Below are 18,525 nucleotides of genomic sequence, written 5' to 3'. Positions count from 1 at the left end.
ACCTGATGGAGATTGTCATGACTGGGAATTCGAAGGATACCGCACTGATTACCGGCGCTTCTTCTGGTATCGGCGCGATTTACGCCGATCGGCTGGCGCGCCGGGGCTATGACCTGATCCTCGTGGCCCGCAACAAGGCGCGTCTCAATGCGCTCGCCAAGCGGCTCACCGACGAGACAGGTCGCGCTGTCGAAGTGATCGGAGCGGACCTCGGCAACAAGGACGATCTCGGTCGCGTAGAGCAAGTGCTACATACCGATGCCAGCATAACCACGCTGGTCAACAATGCCGGCGTCGGTGCGACCGCCCCGCTGTTGGCGTCCGATATCGACAAGATGGAAGAGCTAATCACGCTGAACGTCAATGCGCTGACGCGGTTGACCTATGCTGCGGTGCCCGGCTTCGTGAAGCGTGGCACCGGCGCGATCATCAACATCGCCTCGATCGTCGGTATCGCACCGGAGCTGCTGAATGGTGTGTATGGCGGGAGCAAAGCCTTCGTGCTGGCCTTCACCCTGTCGCTCCAGAAGGAGCTTGCCGACAACAATATCCGCGTCCAGGCCGTTCTTCCGGGTGCCACGGCGACCGATTTCTGGGGCATCGCCGGGACGCCCCTGGAACATGTGCCGACCGAGATCGTCATGTCCGCCGAGGATATGGTGGATGCCTCGCTTGCAGGCTTTGACCTCGGCGAGTTGGTCACCATTCCGGCGCTTCCGGACGCACGCGACTGGGAGGCTTACGAAGCGGCGCGGCAAAAGCTCATGCCGAACCTTTCGCTCAGCGCGCCTGCTGTTCGATATCGAGCCGCAGGGTAATTCCGGTCTTCAGCGACCCACTGAAATGCACGCCTATGTCGGCGGCGTCTCGCCGATCCTCGAAACAAGGAGAATGATCATGTCGAGATCCTATTCGATAATTGGCAAGCGCAATCGCCTTGCCGCCTATGCACTCGCTGGAACGATCGCAATTTTTCTTCCCGCGGTCGTCGCTCACGCCGAAACGAGTTCTTCTGCGCGCAGCGGCATCCAGGTTGCGCAGGCTTCCGTAAACGGTGCGTCCGATGCCCAGCCGGCTGTCGACGAAACCATTCGTCCATTCCAGTTCCGTGCAGCCGACGAGGCCCTTGCCGATCTCAAGCGGCGCATCGTCGCAACCAAGTGGCCCGATCAGGAGCTGGTCACGGACGATACTCAGGGCGTGCGACTGGCCACGATGCGGAAGCTTGCCGACTATTGGGCCAACCAGCACGACTGGCGAAAGGTGGAGGCGAGGTTGAACGCCTTGCCTCAGTTCGTGAGGAACATCGACGGCGTCGATATCCACTTCATTCAGGTGAAGTCGAAGCACCCGAACGCGCTGCCGGTTATCATTACACATGGTTGGCCCGGCTCGATCATCGAGCAGCTGAAGATCATCGATCCGTTGACCAATCCGACAGCGCACGGCGGTACCGCAGCCGATGCGTTTGATGTCATAATTCCATCAATCCCCGGGTACGGCTTTTCCGGCAAGCCCACCGAGCTCGGCTGGGATCCGCAGCGTATCGCACGGGCCTGGGCCGTTCTGATGGACCGCCTGGGTTACAAGAAATATGTCGCGCAGGGCGGCGACTGGGGTGACGCAGTTAACGAGCAGATGGCGCTACAGAAGCCTGAAGGGCTGCTTGGCATCCACACCAACATGCCCGGCACGCTTCCCGATAACATTTCCGCGGCGCTGGCCGGCGGTCCGCAGCCGACGGGCCTGACGGCCGACGAGGAGTACGCGTGGAAGCAGCTCGATTTCTTCTACAAGCATCGTGTCGGCTACGCGTTGGAAATGGGAGCCCGGCCACAGACACTCTACGGCCTGGACGATTCACCCATCGCCCTTACCGCATGGATGATTGATCATGATCCGGAGAGCCAGAAGCTGATCGGCCGCGTCTTTGACGGGGCTAGTGAAGGGCTGACGCGCGATGACATCCTCGACAACATCACGCTCTACTGGCTGACGAACACGGGGCTGTCTTCGGGCCGTCTCTTCTGGGAAAGCAAGCTCGCTTTCTTCGCGCCCAAGGGCGTGACCATCCCGGTCGCGGTGAGTGCTTTTCCTGACGAAATCTACACCGCCCCCCGCAGTTGGACTGAGAAAGCCTTTCCGAAGCTGATCCACTACAATCGTCTGCCTAAGGGCGGGCACTTTGCGGCCTGGGAACAGCCGGAAGTCTTCACTGAAGAGTTGCGAGTCTCCTTCAGGTCGCTGCGTTAGTCGATTTGAGAAAGAAGGGGCGCCATTGGCGCGCCGCCTTCCCAGCCACAAGGAAAAAGCCATGACCATTGCAACCAAAACCCTCAAACTGCAAACGGTCGACCTGAAACTTGAGGTCGTTGTTATCCCTGTTTCGGACGTTGACCGCGCAAAACGCTTTTATGACGGCCTGGGTTGGAGGCTCGACGCCGACTTCGCGGTCGGTGACACATTCCGGGTCGTACAGTTCACACCGCCGGGATCACCGAGCTCGATCCACTTCGGCACAGGGCTGACGTCGGCGGCACCCGGATCGGCACGCGGGCTGTATCTCGTCGTCTCGGATATCGAAGCTGCCCGCGCCGAACTCATCGGTCGCGGCGCCGACGTGAGCGAGATCATCCACCGCGCCGGTCCTGGGCAGCCGCCAATCAGCGGCAGGGATCCGGAACGGCGCAGCTACCGCTCCTCCGCCTCGTTCGCCGATCCGGACGGCAACGGCTGGCTGCTCCAGGAGGTCACCGAACGATTGCCTGGACGCGTCGACACGGACATCACGACATTCACCTCGTCGAGCGAACTCGCAGGCGCGCTACGGCGCGCGGCAGCCGCCCACGGCGAGCACGAAAAGCGAACCGGCGGCAAGCATGATGAGAACTGGCCGGACTGGTACGCCGACTACATCGTACAGGAGCAGGCCGGCAAGCCGCTACCGTTGTAACCCTCCGCGAGGCCGTATTCGGGTACGCAATCCACCGAAAACCGGATTGCGTACCCGTCTGCATCTTGTCGCAGGGCGTCTACGACTACGATGAGGCGGACGGCATCCGGTTCCCGACGAGGCGCCGTGCCTTCTTGCGGGGCACGGATGATAGCGTCGTCGAAGATCCGCTGCTGGCGTCCGTCAATGTATGCAACATCCACTTCGCGTGCGGACGAGGGCGCTTCTTGCGATGGCGCAAATGTGATATAAGCGGCGGTTTCAGACAAAAGGTGGTGTGCCATGCACAAGATCGGTTACGTCGTGTTTCCAGGATTCCAGCTCCTCGGTTTTGCATCGGTCACTGCCTTCGAGATGGCCAACATTCAGCTTGGAGAGCCGGCTTACGAGATAACGTTGCTTTCCGAAGCCGGCGGAGAGATCAAGTCGTCGGCTGGGTTTGGTGTCATCACGAAAGCCTTCGACGATACGACCTACGACACCGTGATGTTTGGAGCCGGCACGACGATCGAGCCGATGACACCGGGCCTTATCGAGTTCGCGCGCCATTCCCTGCAAACTGCGCGTCGGCTGGCTGGCCCCTGTACCGCCGCCTTCATTCTTGCAGAATCCGGGCTGCTGGATGGGCGCCGTGCGACGACGCATTGGCTTTTTGCGCGCCAGCTCCGGGAGCGGTTCCCGGCCGTCAAGGTCGAGGAGGATCGCATCTTCATCGTCGATGGCTCCGTATGGACGTCGGCGGGAATGACGGCAAGCATCGACCTGGCTCTCGCCATGGTCGAGAAGGACCATGGTCAGGACGTTGCTCGCTCGGTCGCACGCAAGCTCGTGGTCTACCACCGCAGGGCCGGCGGCCAATCGCAGTTCTCGGCGTTGCTCGAACTGGACCCGAAGTCGGACCGGATCCAGAAATCGGTCAACTATGCCAAGGCCAATCTGCGCAGCGTTCTGTCGGTGGACGAACTGGCGGATGCGGCGGGCTTGAGCGCGCGCCAGTTCAGCCGCGCCTTCCGGTCAGAGACGGGGCAGTCGCCGGCCAAGGCGGTGGAGAACCTGCGCGTCGAGGCGGCGCGGCTGCTGATGGAACAAGGCCGCCACTCCATGGATGTGATCGCGGAGGAAACCGGCTTCGCCGATAGCGATCGCATGCGCCGGGCTTTTCTGCGGGCACTCGGACAGCCGCCCCAGACTATCCGGCGCAACGCCCGCGACAGTGAACTGGCACCCTGAATCGGGAGAACGAGGGTGTCGCGGCACAGAAGAACTGTGCACTGCTGGAGATGGTGATCGAGTTGTCGTGTGATTCCCTAATCTTGGGGTTCATGGACTCTGCTGGCAGGCATAGCGAGGTCGGCGGTTCGAAACCCTTCAAGGCAAGGGTTCACAGCTGGCTTTCCGAAGGGCGGCCGGTTCATCGGCCCGCCCCTTTTCGTCTGGAATGGGTGGGTGCGCCAAGAGCGGACAGGTGCTGAATCTGAGCTAGCATCCCTGTATTGCGAGCTCGCTGAACGGGCGTAGTATGATCGTGCACTGGGCTTCCGATCGCGATGAAACCGCAATGCGCGCTTCTTGTCTGCTTTGGCCTTCTGGGGGGCAGCACGCCCGCTCAGCTTTCTCAATTTGACGTTGATCTTGAGTTGGTTCTTGCCGTCGATGTCTCCTACTCAATGGAGATCGACGAACAGCGTGCGCAACGTCAAGGCTATGTGAATGCATTTCTCCAGCCCGAACTCGTCAATGCAATAGAGGACGGGCCTATCGGCAAAATCGCCGTGACATACGTTGAGTGGGGTGGCTCTGCTGTCCAGATCATGCCTTGGACGCTGATCGATGGCCCCAGCACTGCGGGCCAATTCGCCGATGCTCTGCGCCAGCAACCGATGAGGAGGATATCGTTCACCTCGATTTCCAACACGCTGGCGTTTTCACGAAACCTCTTCTTAGCTAGCCCGTTCCAGGGAATGCGACGCGTGGTCGACATATCGGGAGATGGGCCGAACAACTCCGGTGTGCCGGTACCCGTTGCCCGTAATTCGACTGTCGCCCAAGGCATCGTGATCGATGGACTGCCCATCATGTTGACGCGTCAGGATTCCGCATCGATTCCGGACCTCGACGCTTATTATGAGAATTGTGTGATCGGTGGAGATGGGGCCTTTCTGTTGAAAGTCTCAGATCCTGGCGATTTTGCGGAGGCTATTCTGAGCAAGCTCATTGTCGAGATACTTGGACCGAACGTGAGCGACCTGAAGCGGTTCGAGCCACTGTTGCAACGCGTCGACGACCGAGCAGACTACAATTGCTTTGTGGGCGAAGAAATGCAGGAGCGTCGCATTGGGCAATAGTTCAATGCGCTTTGCGTTCACGCTGAACCGCGACCTGCGGGCTTTGAGAGGCTGACCGGTGCGCCTGATCTGCGCGCGCGTTTCTGGCGGAAGACTTCGGCGGGTGGTTTGTAGCCGAGGCATTTGCGCGGTGTTGCGTTCAGATGATTGCAGATTTCGGTTAGATCGCAGTCGCTGAGCGACAGGGGATCGACCTCTCTCGAAAGCCATTTCCTGGCCCGTCTGTTGGTGTTTTCGACGGTTCCTTTCTGCCACGGGGATTGTGGATCGCAGAACCATGTTTGCGCTCCGATGGTGGCTTGCAGGCAGGGCCGCGGGCGGCAACAATGTCGTGATCGGCGAACCATGGCATCCCGGCTCCTCGCGGTCATCCACGACCTCGACACGGCGTATGGACCGGCGGCGTCATCCCATCGATGGACGCCTGACCACGGTGGCCAACGAAGCCGCGGCTGCAGGCGAATGCGGGCCTCCGGAAAGCTGAGGCCTAGCGTGCCGTCAGCCGAGACCGAAGACGACATCGCTTTCCATGAGAGCCGAGAGCGAAACATGCTCAATCAGAATGCCTTCGACATCGGAGCCGTTGAAGGCGATGAACAAGCCGTCGGTCGTATCGCTGGCGGCGGCAAGAAAATCGGCATAGCTGTGAATGCCTGTGGCGTCCTGGGCCTCTTCGGAAAAGGCGATCCGATCGCCCTGCCTGCCAACGAAATCGAGAATGTGATCGAGGCCCGCCTGGCCGGAGGTTTCCGACGACCACAGAAACGTGTCGGCGCCGCTGTCGCCCTTCAACAGGTCGGCGCCATTGCCGCCACTCAACAGGTCGTCCTGCGAGCCGCCGTCGAGAAAATCCGCACCTTCGCCGCCGAAAATCTGGTCGTTTTCCGAGGCGCCCCTCAGCGTGTCGTCCCCACCACGCCCATCGAGGATATCGTTGCCGCTCGACGAATAGAGGGTGTCATTGTCGTCGGCGCCGCGCAGCACGTCGTCGTAGCGCCCGGATGAGACGTTGAAGTACTCCACATTGGTGAAGGCCAAGCCGGTGTGTGTTGCGCCGCGTGTCGCGTCGAAGTCGGTTACCTGCGGCAAGCCGCCATAGTTGAGGTTCAATAGATCCCGGCCTTCGCCGCCATCGACCTCTCCGAGGTAACGGGCATTGATCGTGTCGTTGCCCGCGCCGCCGCGCAGGATCGACGCGACGCCAAGGGTGCCGCTGCCGGGAAAGGTGTCCTGCAGCCAGTCATCGCCGGCGCCGCCATCGAGCATGTCGCTGCCGCCGTCATTGGCAAGCGTATCCCTGCCGTCGCCGCCAAAAGCCACGTCATCGCCAGCGCCTGTCTCTATCATGTCGTCTCCGGCGCCGGCATCGATGTAGTCGTTGCCCTCCTCGCCATCGAACCGGTCACGCCCGGCACCGCCTTCGAGATGATCGTTTCCCGCGCCGGCATCGACCACGAGATAGGTAAGATCACCCGCGATGACCCGATCGTTGCCGCTGCCAAGCGCGAGGCTTGCCTCCTCTATGCCGCGCAACACTGTGCCGGTCGAGGCCTCACCGGCAGCGAAATCGACAGTGAGGTCGCTCGTGCTCTGCGTCTCCTTGATATAGAGCCAGTCCTGGCCGGCGCCGCCATCGATCTCGGCGGAGTAGAGTGTCGAGACGATCTGGTCGCGGCCGTCGCCGCCAAAAAGACGGTTGGCACCGAGCCCGTCGGTGATCATGTCATCGCCCGCGCCGGCGTCGACGAAATCGTTGCCGCCTGCCGTCTCGATAACGTCGCCAAGTGCGCTACCCGTAATATGATCGCTTCCGCGTCCCGTCGTCAGCACAATCCGCTCGACATCCTGGTACTGGATGAAGAGATGCCGCTCCTCCTGCGTCCCGTATCCGATGATGCCGTGACCATTCTCCAGGTTGAACACGACCGGAGCGGCCGATGCCGAGAGGTCGACGGCCAGCGTATCGTCTCCGGCACCGCCGAAAACGGCGCTGCCCGTCCCGACAAGCACGAAGCGGTCATTTCCATCACCGCCGTCGAGACGGTCGTGACCACCCGTATTGGTGATGATGTCCTGTCCCGCGCCCGCATTGACGACGTCGTTGCCGGCACCGGTCGAAATCCGATCGCCCCCGGCAGTTCCGGTGATCCGGTCGTCACCACTGCCGGCGAGCAGGCGCAGCCACTCGATATCGTGGAAGAAGATGTGCCGGTTTGTGGCGCTCGGGTCGCCAACATAGCCATGGCCGCTGGCACCGTTGAAGACCATCCGGTCTGCGCTTTGCGAGAAGTCGACGACAAGGCCGTCGTAGCCGCTGCCTCCGGTAACTGCGCCGCCGGTCCCGGTGAGAACGATCTGGTCATCACCGGCACCGCCGTCGAGGCGATCGTAGCCGTTCGAACTTGTCAGGGTGTCGCTTTCAGCCCCACCATCGACAAAATCGCCGCCGCCGCCCCCATCGATCGTATCGCTGCCGGGCAGGCCCCAGATGTAGTCGGTTTCCTCCGAGCCTTTCAAAGCATCGTTTGAGTACGAGCCTACGATCTTTGCCATCTCGCCATCCCTTTCGATAGACTTATGCCAATACTTGCGATCACTCGAATAAGATCACCAAGCATTCAAATCTATTTAACTAATTGCGTAAATCAACTCCGAATTAATCTTCCAAATGGAGGCAATTTAATTTGAAATCTATATTAGATATCGAAAGGGAACTGCGGAGAATTGCTTTGAAGTAAAGCCAAGATCTGCGGAAAGACGAAGCCATAGGTCAGGACGTGCTGTGACATGCTCGAGGACGAGAAGAGGTCCGTCATGTTTCTCCAGAGCCCCAGAGAGGATGTGGACAAGGGTGCAATCTGCGGCCTCGGCGGCGCGGCGCGGCGTGTTGAGTTGGATCGCCCCTACCGCTTCTGACTTCTCGATCAATTCGATGGTTGAGGACCGAACGCCGATGCGTGCACCGACGAGAAGCCTGGTCCGTACGTGACCCTATGTCGTGCCGTTGGCCAGAAGCGAGATCTGCATCGAGGATCTGAAGGGCGAGAAGATCATCTCGTTCTCGCGTCAGAACCTGTCGTTCACCGAGCGCTGCTTTGCTGAAAAGTTCGAGGCGCACGATCTTGCAAAGAGCGTCGCCTATACCTGCGACAACACCTTCTCGGTGGTGTCACTGGTCTCGGCCGGTCTTGGCATCGGCTTTGCGCCGGAATGGACGCTGGATCTTCCCAACCGCAATTTCGAGCTCAGGAAGGTGAGGGGTATCGACTTCCGGATCGGTCTTGGGGTCGCCTGGAGTAAGGACGATCCAACCGCGGCCCGGGACGACATCATCGAAATTGCTCGGTCGCGGGTCAGAGCGGGGAAGTCAGGGGCGAGGTCTCGAAAACCTCGTGGTCTGCGATCCCTCAATCAAACGGAGCGGCTTGCCGGGCCTAGGCCTCCCGGATCCCGGCCGTTGGCCGTCGCGATGCTGATCCTCCGAGACGAGGCTTTTAACCGGTCAAGCCGCGCGCGAACGGGCTCTGGCAGCGCTGTTGCCGTCGCCTGGTACGCTCATTATTCTCCCAAGCTGCCGGCGGGGTCCGCGTTCGACCTCACTCAAAAGCTACAGTTCACGACTATCTGACGTTACTGCAGCTGCGATGTTCGAATCTGTCCTCCTGCACCATGACGAAATCGAATGCGGCCTGCCACGAGGTCGCGCCGTCGATGCGCTCGAAATCAGCGATCAGGGAGGATTTGACACCGAAAACGGCGTCGGAAGTGAGGAAGGGGTCGCCGCCGGTGAAGATGTGGGTGACAATCTTCTGGTGGCCCGGAGCAGTTACAAGGAAATGCATGTGGGCCGGGCGACAGGGGTGGCGATGGAGCGCCTCCAACAGGTCCCCAGCAGGCCCGTCGTCGGGAATGGAATAACTGACAGGCTTGATACCGACGAAGCTGTAGGCGCCGTCGGCGCCCGTGACGAAGCGTCCGCGGTTGTTCCATTTCGGCTGCAGGTCCGGCTGCTGAACGTCGTAGAAGCCATCGGCATTGTCTGACCAGACGTCGATCGTTGCCCCTTCTATTGCGTTGCCGTCGAGATCAATCACCCGGCCGTGGAACAGGCAGCTTTCGCCCTTAGCGTCCAGACTGATGCTTTCCCCCATCGCCCGGATCGGCGCGTTGGCGACGTGGAACGGGCCGAAGACGGTGTTCTCCGTCGCGCCTTCGGGACGACGGTTGCCGATGGCGTCGACCAGCATGGAAAGCCCAAGGACGTCGCTGAGCAGGATAAACTCCTGCCGTGTGTCGGTACAGGTCTGGCCGGCGCGGGTGAGGAAATCAACGGCCAACTCCCATTCCCGCTGGGTCAACTCCACGTCCTTGATAAAATCATGCAGATGTCGAACGAGGCTCGCCATGACCTGACGCATGCGCGGTGCCACGTCTACGCCAATCCTGCCGTTCACAGTCTCGGCGGAGTGTTCCTCAGTGAAATAACGGCGCATCAATCGCTCCCTGTCAGGCGGATCGGTCGAGCCGTGCGGCGAACCAGTCGCCGACGAGTGCCGTCCGCTCGAAGCTGTGGTTGTATATCGTGTGCTCACCGTCCGGCCAGACGCGGAGGGCGGCCTCGCCCGTCGCGGCATCGAGGAAGGGTTGCTGGTCCTCCAGTGCCACCAGCGGATCGGCGCCTCCGTGCAGGACGAGAAGCGGGCAGGCGATTCTGTCCCGCGCCGGATCGAAACGCAGCTTTTCCATGACAGCCTCAATCATCGCTCGATCCTCGGTGCCGATCATTGCCGCGCTCTGCTCGAAGGCCGTGCGGAAGGGCAGGATGGCGGGGTGGGCGAAGGAGCCGTTGACGCAACAGGCGCGGATGCGGCTGTCGCTGCCCGCAGTGCGTGCCGCCCACAGGCCGCCGTAGCTGTTGCCCCAGACGCCCGGCGCGCCGAGGCTCGGATCGTCCAGGATTACATCGACCCAGCGGCTATAGGCGGCCTCGACCCCCGCCTGAAGATAAAGGCCTTGCTCGATGCGGGTCTCGCCCTGGCCGGGGCCTTCGGCGAGAAGGGTGGCAAGCCCGCGGCGCGCCAGCTCCCGGGCGATTGGCAGATAGGCGATGCCCCAGCCGCTCTGGCCGCCGAACAGGATGACGGTGCCGTTTGCACTTCCGCTTGCGGGGCGCACCAGCCAGCCGATCAGGCTTTTTCCCGAATATCCGGTCTCGACCCGCTCGAAGGGCAGGCCGAAGACAGGGGTGAGCTTCCGACAGGCGGCGACCAGCCTGCGATACAGCGCGACCTTGCGGGGTTCGTCGAAATTGAAGGCCATCTGGGCGTAGACCAGCGCGGCGATGCCGCGCTGCCGTGCCTCGCCGGCGGTGACGATGTTTCCTTCAGCCTCGGCCCGGTCGGCCTGTTGCAGGCGCTCGGTGGCGATGGTTTCTGCCACCGCATCCCAGGGCTCGCCCTCCGAGATGCGGGCATGAAGCCGGCGCGCATCCCCCGGGTCCATGCCGCAGTCGAGAAGCCGCGTCAGTGGCATGGCCCGCTGATGGGCAAGGTTCGCCTTGATGACCGAGTCCTCGGTCATGCCCGTGCCTCCATGGTGGTCTCAAAGGTGGGTACAGGCTGATGCAGCCAGTGCAGCCTGTCGCGAAGGCCGCGCAGCAGGGTGGGGAGATCGGAGAGATCCCGGACTGCACCATACATCAGGAAATCGGGACGGCGCAGATAGGCGGCGAAACCATTTCTCTCCAGAAACGCCAGTTGCACGCCGTCAAGATCTGCGACTTGATCGGGCGCAGCATCGGTGTCGCCGACGACGATCCAGCGACCGCCGATGGCGTCGAAGAAAGCGTGGGTCGCGGGATCCAGATGGAGGCTCGGGTCGGTCCGGCTGACGATCAGGAAGCCGCGCCCCACCACGTCGTCCATCAAGCCTTCGCGGCCGCCGGCGCGCACGAGGCCCTGTGGCGTTGGTGCACCGGTGGGGGTGAGGAGGTTACCATCGGGCTCCACATGCACCACGCCGGTCTCGATCTTGGGGAAGGGCGGGGGCGGCGGCATGTTTCCGGACAGGAAGAGTGCATTGCGTTCAGCCACCTTCGCCGGGTCGTCCTCGTTGGCGACCTTGCCGAGCATGGTCGAGGTCTTGGTGATCTGCGTGACATGCGGGCGCCGCTCCGCTTCATAGGTATCGAGAAGCTCCGGCTCGGCCTTGCCCCGCAACACGAGGTCCAGCTTCCATGCAAGATTGGCGCTGTCGCGAATGGCCGAACAGGCGCCCTGGCCCATATAGGGCATCATCGTGTGGGCGGCATCGCCCACCAGCATGACCCGGCCTTCCTTCCAGCTTTTTGTGATCGCGGGGTCAAATGTATAGACAACGTTGCGGATCGGCCGGATTTCGTCGAGCCCGATGCCATGCTGCTCGCTGAGCCAGGCAAGGCCATTCTTGATGTCTTCCCAGTAGCTGGTTTCCTCGCCCGGCAGCACGCGCATCTCGAAACGCACGCGGGATTTGCCGATCGGCATGTACATGTGCGCCCGTGCCGGGTCGCAATAGATCGAGGTAATGGCAAAGCGGTCGCCGAGATCCTTGACGTATTCGGAATCAAGATTGAGCCAACGTTCATGATGGCCGTACTGGTGACGCGCGATGCCGAGTGCGCGGCGCGTGAAACTGTTGGCGCCATCCGCGCCGATCACATAGTCCACCTCGATCCTGCGGACTGGATCGCCCCCGTCAGAAACCGCCTTCCACGAACCGTCCCAGGGTTGGGCTTCCAGAACGACCTTATCCGCACTCTGCTCGAGCTTGGAGACTTCCCAGCCGCGTAGGAACTCGACGTTCGGCAGAGGCTGTGCGCGGGAATAGATCGCGTCCTCGATTTCCGGCTGGAAGATCGAAATATGGGCGGGAAAACCGCATTGCTGCCCCTTCCAGTCCAGATCGATCAGAATGTTTCCCTGATCGTCGAGGTAGTGGTAGGTGTCGATCGCCTGCGCGTCGCGAAGGGCATGACCGATATCCCCGGCCGAGGCGACCAGGCGTGCCGTCTCGCCGTCGATATGGCTGAGGCGGGGCAGGCCGTAGGGTTCGGGCCAGCGCTCGATAACGATGACATTATGGCCGGCTTGTCCGAGGAGCGAGGCGGCAGTCAGGCCCGCAGGCCCGCAACCGATAACGGCCACTTGCCGGTGCACCACAGGCGGCGTTGCCTTGGATTGATTCATGTTATCCTCCCGTTTTGCAGATATGTCTCGGCGCGCGCGTTCAGGGCGCGTCGCCTCGCCATGCCGCGGCGAGCAGCGCGTGAATATCGGCCCGTGTCACTTCCCGCGGGTTCCAATAGGGGTTCGCTGTGGCGATCTCCGCGGCGCGGCCGATATCTTCCTCCCGAAAACCGATCTCCCTGAGGGCTGTCGGGGCGCCGATCTTGACCGCAAAACCGTGTATTGCCGCACCGGGGGAGGTTTCCCCGAAAATCGCACTGAGCGGCCGAAGTTCGTCGGCAGCGGCGGCCGCGTTGAAGGCGATTGCGTGGGGCAGAACGATCGCATGGGTCTCCGCATGCGGCAGGTCGAAGGCCCCCCCTAACACATGGCAGAGCTTGTGATGCAACGACATGCCGACTGTGCCAAGCACAGTGCCGCACAGCCAGGCGCCGTAGAGTGCATCGCTTCTGGCCGACAGATCCCGCGGCGCCATAGCGATGCGCGGTAGGGCCTCAGCGAGGGCTCTCAGGCCTTCCGTCGCCATTAGCGAGGAAATCGGGTTACGATCGCGAGCGTAGAGTGCCTCGGCGGCGTGGGCCATGGCGTTTAGGCCGCTGGTCATCGTCATTGGGACCGGCAGGCTGAGCGTGAGTTCCGGATCATAGATCACCAGTTCCGGCAGAATCGACGCTGCACGTACCGTCTCCTTGCGCCCCGCCTGAGTCTGCCCAAGGATGGGTGTGACCTCCGAGCCGGCATAGGTTGTGGGTATGACGATCTGAGGCGTATCGAGGCGATAGGCGATCGCTTTGCCGAGCCCGGTAGTCGAGCCGCCGCCGAAAGCGACAGTGCAGTCCGCGTCGTTGTCGCGCATGGCCTTGAGCGCCTGTTCGGTGATCTCGACGGGCGTGTGCATGGTCGCCTGCGTGAACAATCCGGCGGCGCGATCCGCCAAAAGGTTGACGATGGCACCGGCATCGTTGGCTTGCTGTGGTGTGGAGAGCACGAGGGCACGCTTGCAGCCCAAGGCTTCAACAGCTTCTGCCACCCCCGCGCGGGCGCCGGCGCCGAACCTAATTCTTGCCGGGGACCCCTGATAGTCGAATTCCCTCATCGGTTCCTCCCTGAACGGGGCCGCGAAATCGCTTGCGGCTCCATCTCGAGGAAAACAGTAGCGACGGACGAAGGTGAATTCGAATAATGATATCTCCAGATAACATACCATTATGTTATGTTGTGAGCGGAACACGGAACTTGGGAGAATCTCTTCTTGCAGATTGATCCGCGCCATCTGCTACAGCTCTGGGCGATCGTCGATGCCGGCGGCATGTCCGAGGCGGCGGAAATGCTGGGAATGACGCAGCCCGGCTTGTCACGCACAGTCGCCTTTCTGGAAAAGCGGCTGGGTGAGCCATTGTTTCTGCGCAACCGCCGCCCGATGGAGCCGACTCCCTTGTGTCGGGATCTTGCCGATCTCGGTGCAGCGGTACGGCGCGCAACGGCGCGAGCGAGCGACGTGGCCCAGTCATTCAGGCGTGGCGAGCGCGGCGATATCAGGATCGGCGGCACGCCGTTTTTCATGGACGCGCTGGTCTCGGCGATGGTCGGCCAATTCCAGCGGACAAGGCCGAACGTTAGAATCGAGCAGGTCTATGGTTACACGACGAGCCTTGCCGAAAAGATCAGAGCTGGGCAGCTGGACCTCGCGATCTGTCCGGTCGAGGTCTTCGATGCAGATAGCGATCTGACCTTCGACCCGATCCTGACAGGGCGCAATGTGGTTGCCTGTCGCTCGGGACATCCGCTTCTTGCATCGGACAGGCTCCTGCCTGCCGACCTGCTGCGGTATCCCTGGATCGAGCCACCTGCCGGAAGTCCGCTGAGCGCCGATCTCAGAACTGCGCTAGTCAATCTGGGCGCCGAGCATGTGCGCATCAATTTCTCCGGCGCCTCGCTCGCCGGCATTCTCGCCCATCTCGCCCATTCTGACAGCCTCGCCGTGCTGCCCTTCGGCGTGGTCTTCGCTCGGCGGGAAACCGACAACATCACCGCGTTACCCATCCTGCCGAGCGGCGTGCCGCGCGCGCTTGGCTTCGTGCAATCAAAACTGATGCCGCCTGGGCCGGCAGCGCTGCAACTCAAGATGCACGTGCTCTCGGCTTTTGCCGGGCTGAAGCCCGAGATGGAGGCCTATGCGCAACGGTGCGGCGTTTCTCCAATCAAGGCGACCTTTACGTCGGATTGAGATTAGGCGTTCCACAGGCTGCAAGCGCACGTCTCAAATGTTCTTTGATCCCGTCGTGTGCGAGCAAGCGCAAATGGCGGCGCGAGTTCTTAAATCCCCGACCCGTCGAGCTCTCGCTCGTCTTCGCCTTCCCAGGGTGAGGGCATTGAGGTGCGATTGAGATTGGCCGAGGGCATCGGCATCCAGCACTTCAATTCGGGCTCGGCGTATTCGATGATGCGGCCGGGCGAGGAATCAGAGGCGCGCCAGCCTTCTGCACCGAACTGATCGCCATTCGACCAATACGCGAGGTCAACTTCTGCCGCCCCCTGTTCGGACGGGCGGATCGTAACGAGGATCCGACTGCCGTTTTTCGGCGCGCTTGCCATGTGGCGCCAGGGATCTGGCTCGGCCATCATTTTCCTCCTGTCTTGCTGCAGGTTGCAAGTGTCGCCTCGCCATCGGAAACGGTCAACTCAAACTTTGCACAACCCATCGTCTATCGATTGACTACCCGATCAGGATGGACGCTCCGAATTGAGGTGTACCATCGCTCCTCGGCTGGCATTTCGTAGCGTGGGTCCGCCGATGGCGCCGGCTGGAGGAGTGTCTACGACATTTTGAAGCAGGACGGCTGCACCATCAGCATCGTCCAGAACCCGACGATCTCGCCTGCCGATGACGTTGCCGCCGCCCGCACAAAGGCTGATGGCAAAGCGCGCCGGCTCAAAGTTCACCAACGTCATGTCCTTCGCACACTGGCGGCTCCGGTATCCGAACAACAGACAAATTCCAGGGGCGCAGGCATAATGAACGAACGCCAAAAACGAACGCGCCCGCTTGAAGCAAGCAGGCGCGTGACGGGACGTCCACCGCGGGTGGGCCGAGGGGTTGTAAAATCTCAGCTCCGCGGCTTCAGGTTCTCCGGGTCGTAGAGTGGCTTGTAGCCGACGCCGGCGACTTCGACGGGGTAGGTCTCGGCGAAGTATTCGACGTTCAGCTTGCGGCCGACCTGGCAGTGGGACCAAGGCAAATAGGCAAGCGCGATGTTCTTGCCGATCGTCGGGCCGTAGGCGATGGAGGTGGTATAGGAGCGGCGGCCGAGTTCGTCGACCAGCACCGCGCCGGTTTCCGGGTCCATGACCGGCAGGCTGCCGACCGGGTAGCGCTTCACGCCGTTTCTATCGGTATTCTCCGTGAGGATGAGCGTGCAGAGCATGGCCGGCTGGTGCTCACGTGCCTTGTATTCAAGATGTTTCGCCTTGCCGCGGAAGTCCACGTCCTTCACCTTCGGACGAGCCAGATCGGCCTCGATGAGGTTGTACTGTGTGAGAAGATCGGCATTCTGCAGGCGCAGGCTCTTTTCCAGACGGCGCGAGTTTGCATAGGTTTCGACGCCGAAGGCCATGACGCCGGTTGAGCGCAGTGCGTCCCAGACGGCGAGGCCGTCCTCATATTTCATGTGCAACTCCCAGCCCTGCTCGCCGACATAGGAGATGCGGAAGGCGGTGACCTTCCTGCCGGCGATTTCGATCGGTTTGATCGCAGCGAAAGCAAAGTTCTCGAGATCGAGGCCGGCCGGATCGGCAACCACCTTCTTCAGCGTTTCGCGGGCGTTGGGGCCCCAAATGCCGATGGTGATGAACTTCTCCGAAACGTCGGTGATGGTGACGTCAAGGCCGCGATCTTCGGCGACGCGGCGCATGTACTGGAAGTCGCGCGGGCCGGCATCGGCGCCGTTCACGAGACGGCAGCGATCGGCCATGCGGAAGACGGTGAAGTCGGCCCGTACCATTCCTTCGTCATCGAGGAAATGGGTGTAGATGCCCTTGCCGATATTGCCGTCGCCGCCGATCTTGGCGGCGCAAAGCCACTCCAGCAACTCGACGTGGTCAGGGCCTTCGATGTCAACCATATGAAAGTGCGAGAGGTTGACGATACCGCAATCCTCGCTCATCGCCAGATGTTCGGCGTTGGACACGCGCCAGAAATGGCGGCTGTCCCACTCGTTCTGGCGCACTGGAACGCGGTTGCCGTATTTTTCTAGGAGGTGCTCGTTGGCGGCGTAGCCATGGGCGCGCTCCCAGCCACCGAGTTCCATGAAGTAGCCGCCGAGCTCTTTCTCGCGCTCGTAGAAGGGCGAGCGCTTGACGTTGCGGCCGCTGGCATAGGGCTCGCGCGTGTGCACGGCCGGATAGTAGATCTTCTGCGCCGCCTCGAAGCAGCGGCCCTCGATGAACTTCTCCTCCAGCTGGTGCGGGTAGAAGCGAGAATAGTCGATCGAGGCGTGGTCGATCTCAGTGCGCCCGTCCGTCATCCAGTCGGCGATCAGCTTGCCGTAGCCGGGACCGTCCTTCACCCAGATGGCGACGCAGTACCAGAGGCCGCGCACCTTCTGGCTCTCGCCGCAGGAGGGGCCGCCGGCGGCCGAGACCTGCAGCAGGCCGTTGAAGGAATGGCCTTCATTGTAGCCGAGTTCGCCGAGGATCGGCGTCAGTTCCATGGCGCGCTCGAGCGGCTCGATGATCTGCTCCATATCGAGGTCGCGCTGCGAGGGCGACAGGCGTGCCTCGTGCTTTTCGAGAATGTTGCGCGGATGGCAGAGGCGCGGGTTGGTGGTCTCGTAATAGCCCCACTCGATCTGGCCACCTTCGGTGGTCTTCGGATCGCCGGTGTCGCGCATATAGGCGGAGTTGCCCTGGTCGCGCAGGAGCGGGAAGCCGATTTCCTTGCCGGTGCCTTCGAATTCGTTATACGGGCCGAAGAAGGTGAGCGGATGGTCGACCGGCATCACCGGCAGATCCTCGCCGACCATTTCGGCGATCAGGCGGCCCCAGATGCCGGCGCAGACGACGACATGGTCGGCCATGATCGTGCCGCGATGGGTGACGACGCCCTTGATGCGGCCGTTCTCGACGATGAGCGACCTTGCCGGCGTGTTGCCGAAGATCTGGAGCTTTCCGGATTTCTCGGCCGCATCGACCAGTTTGCCAGCAACTGTCTGCGAGCGCGGGATGACGAGGCCGGCATCCGGGTCGAACATGCCGCCCATGACCTGATCTTCCTCGATCAGCGGGAACATCTTCTTGATTTCCGCGGGCGAGACATAGTGGGCGCGGGTGCCGAAGGCCTTGGCGGAGGAAAGCTTGCGCTTGATCTCTTCCATCCAGACATCGTCGCCGGTACGCGCGACTTCCAGGCCGCCAATGCGGGCGTAGTGACCCATCTTCTCGAAGAAGTCGATCGAATACTGCGTCGTCCAAACCGAAAGATAATCGTGGCTGGTCGTGTAGCAGAAGTCGGACGCGTGCGCCGTCGAGCCGATATCGGTCGGGATGCCGGACTTGTCGATGCCAACGATGTCGTCCCAACCGCGCTCGATCAGGTGATGCGCGATCGAGGCACCAACGATGCCACCCAGCCCGATGATTACGACCTTCGCCTTTTGAGGAAACTCTGCCATTGATTGCGACCCTGATTGAAACTGAAGCCGGATTTTAGGATTTGCGGCGCTGCGATTAGAGCCTGTCTACGACATAATTATCGTGCTGCACGACCAGAGCCTGCACTCTGCAAACAGGATTTCTCCATCACGACAGAGCCGTCGACAAGGGTGCATCTCCTCGAACTCGGGTTTTTTCTTATCACCGCGACGACGCAGGGCCGCTGCAGAGTGGATCGCACGTGGCGCTGGCAGCTTCATAAGTCACAGGCCCTTGACGTCGTTAGCTCTCGACGTCGTTCATTTTCTCCTGATGCGCGGAATGCGCGCCGAAAATTGCGGCATGGGGAGTG

13 protein-coding genes and 4 pseudogenes are annotated in these 18,525 nt (G+C 61.6%); 8 read left to right on the top strand and 9 right to left on the bottom strand.

Annotated features, from left to right (window positions below):
* Nucleotides 1-17: 17 nt before the first annotated feature.
* The 5 genes from ASD52_RS18255 (at nt 18) to ASD52_RS18230 (ending at nt 5,298) form a co-directional block, all read left to right on the top strand.
* Nucleotides 18-818, top strand: a complete 801-nt coding sequence (locus ASD52_RS18255; RefSeq protein WP_057220741.1) for an SDR family oxidoreductase — start codon at nt 18-20, stop codon at nt 816-818.
* A 79-nt stretch (nt 819-897) separates the two neighbouring features.
* Nucleotides 898-2,253: an epoxide hydrolase family protein gene (locus ASD52_RS18250; protein WP_082571841.1), complete on the top strand. Its 1,356-nt coding sequence runs from the start codon at nt 898-900 to the stop codon at nt 2,251-2,253.
* A 61-nt stretch (nt 2,254-2,314) separates the two neighbouring features.
* The gene (locus ASD52_RS18245) at nt 2,315-2,953 is read left to right on the top strand and encodes a VOC family protein (RefSeq protein WP_025428230.1); all 639 of its coding nucleotides are present in this window, start codon (nt 2,315-2,317) and stop codon (nt 2,951-2,953) included.
* A gap of 282 nt (nt 2,954-3,235) precedes the next feature.
* Nucleotides 3,236-4,183: a GlxA family transcriptional regulator gene (locus tag ASD52_RS18235; RefSeq protein WP_057225098.1), complete on the top strand. Its 948-nt coding sequence runs from the start codon at nt 3,236-3,238 to the stop codon at nt 4,181-4,183.
* 317 nt (nt 4,184-4,500) lie between these two features.
* A complete protein-coding gene (locus tag ASD52_RS18230) occupies nt 4,501-5,298 on the top strand; it encodes a DUF1194 domain-containing protein (RefSeq protein ID WP_057225096.1) in 798 nt (265 codons plus the stop codon).
* A gap of 17 nt (nt 5,299-5,315) precedes the next feature.
* Here ASD52_RS18230 and ASD52_RS40090 read toward each other — a convergent pair.
* The 3 genes and pseudogenes from ASD52_RS40090 to ASD52_RS40085 form a co-directional block, all read right to left on the bottom strand.
* Nucleotides 5,316-5,603 (bottom strand): annotated as a pseudogene (locus ASD52_RS40090) (hypothetical protein); the annotation flags it as partial.
* Nucleotides 5,604-5,796: 193 nt separating this feature from the next.
* On the bottom strand, nt 5,797-7,851 hold the full coding sequence (locus ASD52_RS18220) for a calcium-binding protein (protein WP_057225093.1): 2,055 nt from the start codon (nt 7,849-7,851) through the stop codon (nt 5,797-5,799).
* A gap of 288 nt (nt 7,852-8,139) precedes the next feature.
* Nucleotides 8,140-8,274: pseudogene (locus ASD52_RS40085) on the bottom strand (transcriptional regulator); the annotation flags it as partial.
* 25 nt (nt 8,275-8,299) lie between these two features.
* Here ASD52_RS40085 and ASD52_RS40080 point away from each other — a divergent pair.
* Nucleotides 8,300-8,665: pseudogene (locus ASD52_RS40080) on the top strand (LysR substrate-binding domain-containing protein); the annotation flags it as partial.
* Nucleotides 8,666-8,918: 253 nt separating this feature from the next.
* Here the strand turns inward: ASD52_RS40080 and ASD52_RS18210 are convergent.
* From ASD52_RS18210 to ASD52_RS18195, 4 genes are read right to left on the bottom strand one after another with little or no spacing between them, the layout of a single operon-like run.
* Nucleotides 8,919-9,791, bottom strand: coding sequence for a dioxygenase (locus ASD52_RS18210; RefSeq protein WP_057225091.1), 873 nt, complete (start codon nt 9,789-9,791; stop codon nt 8,919-8,921).
* A gap of 13 nt (nt 9,792-9,804) precedes the next feature.
* Nucleotides 9,805-10,878, bottom strand: a complete 1,074-nt coding sequence (locus ASD52_RS18205; RefSeq protein ID WP_057225090.1) for a prolyl oligopeptidase family serine peptidase — start codon at nt 10,876-10,878, stop codon at nt 9,805-9,807.
* Entirely contained in the window at nt 10,875-12,524 is a 1,650-nt protein-coding gene (locus tag ASD52_RS18200; RefSeq protein WP_057225088.1) for a bifunctional 3-(3-hydroxy-phenyl)propionate/3-hydroxycinnamic acid hydroxylase, read from the bottom strand. The genes ASD52_RS18205 and ASD52_RS18200 overlap by 4 nt, the downstream gene beginning before the upstream one ends.
* A 40-nt stretch (nt 12,525-12,564) precedes the next feature.
* Nucleotides 12,565-13,620 carry a maleylacetate reductase gene (locus tag ASD52_RS18195; RefSeq protein WP_025428238.1) on the bottom strand — a complete coding sequence of 352 codons (1,056 nt, stop codon included), beginning with the start codon at nt 13,618-13,620 and terminating at the stop codon, nt 12,565-12,567.
* A gap of 156 nt (nt 13,621-13,776) precedes the next feature.
* Between ASD52_RS18195 and ASD52_RS18190 the strand changes: the two genes are divergently transcribed.
* A complete protein-coding gene (locus ASD52_RS18190; protein WP_057225086.1) occupies nt 13,777-14,751 on the top strand; it encodes a LysR family transcriptional regulator in 975 nt (324 codons plus the stop codon).
* Nucleotides 14,752-14,840: 89 nt separating this feature from the next.
* Here ASD52_RS18190 and ASD52_RS18185 read toward each other — a convergent pair whose 3' ends face one another.
* The gene (locus ASD52_RS18185; RefSeq protein WP_025428240.1) at nt 14,841-15,146 is read right to left on the bottom strand and encodes a hypothetical protein; all 306 of its coding nucleotides are present in this window, start codon (nt 15,144-15,146) and stop codon (nt 14,841-14,843) included.
* 171 nt (nt 15,147-15,317) lie between these two features.
* Here ASD52_RS18185 and ASD52_RS40075 point away from each other — a divergent pair.
* A pseudogene (locus ASD52_RS40075) lies at nt 15,318-15,428 on the top strand (alpha/beta hydrolase); the annotation flags it as partial.
* A 203-nt stretch (nt 15,429-15,631) separates the two neighbouring features.
* On the opposite strand, the gene ASD52_RS18180 reads toward ASD52_RS40075, so the two are convergent.
* On the bottom strand, nt 15,632-18,193 hold the full coding sequence (locus ASD52_RS18180; protein ID WP_057225083.1) for an FAD-dependent oxidoreductase: 2,562 nt from the start codon (nt 18,191-18,193) through the stop codon (nt 15,632-15,634).
* Nucleotides 18,194-18,525: the final 332 nt, after the last annotated feature.

Source organism: Ensifer sp. Root142 (assembly GCF_001426785.1).
GTDB classification, from domain to species: domain Bacteria; phylum Pseudomonadota; class Alphaproteobacteria; order Rhizobiales; family Rhizobiaceae; genus Ensifer; species Ensifer canadensis.
The sequence above is the reverse complement of the archived record's forward strand: the minus strand, read 5'-3'. Positions and strand labels throughout refer to the sequence as shown.

Bases quoted from the DNA above. Each gene is read 5' to 3' on its own strand.
- ASD52_RS18255 (WP_057220741.1), top strand. From the start codon at position 18: ATGACTGGGAATTCGAAGGATACCGCACTGATTACCGGCGCTTCTTCT.
- ASD52_RS18250 (WP_082571841.1), top strand. From the start codon at position 898: ATGTCGAGATCCTATTCGATAATTGGCAAGCGCAATCGCCTTGCCGCC.
- ASD52_RS18245 (WP_025428230.1), top strand. From the start codon at position 2,315: ATGACCATTGCAACCAAAACCCTCAAACTGCAAACGGTCGACCTGAAA.
- ASD52_RS18235 (WP_057225098.1), top strand. From the start codon at position 3,236: ATGCACAAGATCGGTTACGTCGTGTTTCCAGGATTCCAGCTCCTCGGT.
- ASD52_RS18230 (WP_057225096.1), top strand. From the start codon at position 4,501: ATGAAACCGCAATGCGCGCTTCTTGTCTGCTTTGGCCTTCTGGGGGGC.
- ASD52_RS18220 (WP_057225093.1), bottom strand. From the start codon at position 7,851: ATGGCAAAGATCGTAGGCTCGTACTCAAACGATGCTTTGAAAGGCTCG.
- ASD52_RS18210 (WP_057225091.1), bottom strand. From the start codon at position 9,791: ATGCGCCGTTATTTCACTGAGGAACACTCCGCCGAGACTGTGAACGGC.
- ASD52_RS18205 (WP_057225090.1), bottom strand. From the start codon at position 10,878: ATGACCGAGGACTCGGTCATCAAGGCGAACCTTGCCCATCAGCGGGCC.
- ASD52_RS18200 (WP_057225088.1), bottom strand. From the start codon at position 12,524: ATGAATCAATCCAAGGCAACGCCGCCTGTGGTGCACCGGCAAGTGGCC.
- ASD52_RS18195 (WP_025428238.1), bottom strand. From the start codon at position 13,620: ATGAGGGAATTCGACTATCAGGGGTCCCCGGCAAGAATTAGGTTCGGC.
- ASD52_RS18185 (WP_025428240.1), bottom strand. From the start codon at position 15,146: ATGGCCGAGCCAGATCCCTGGCGCCACATGGCAAGCGCGCCGAAAAAC.
- ASD52_RS18180 (WP_057225083.1), bottom strand. From the start codon at position 18,193: ATGGCAGAGTTTCCTCAAAAGGCGAAGGTCGTAATCATCGGGCTGGGT.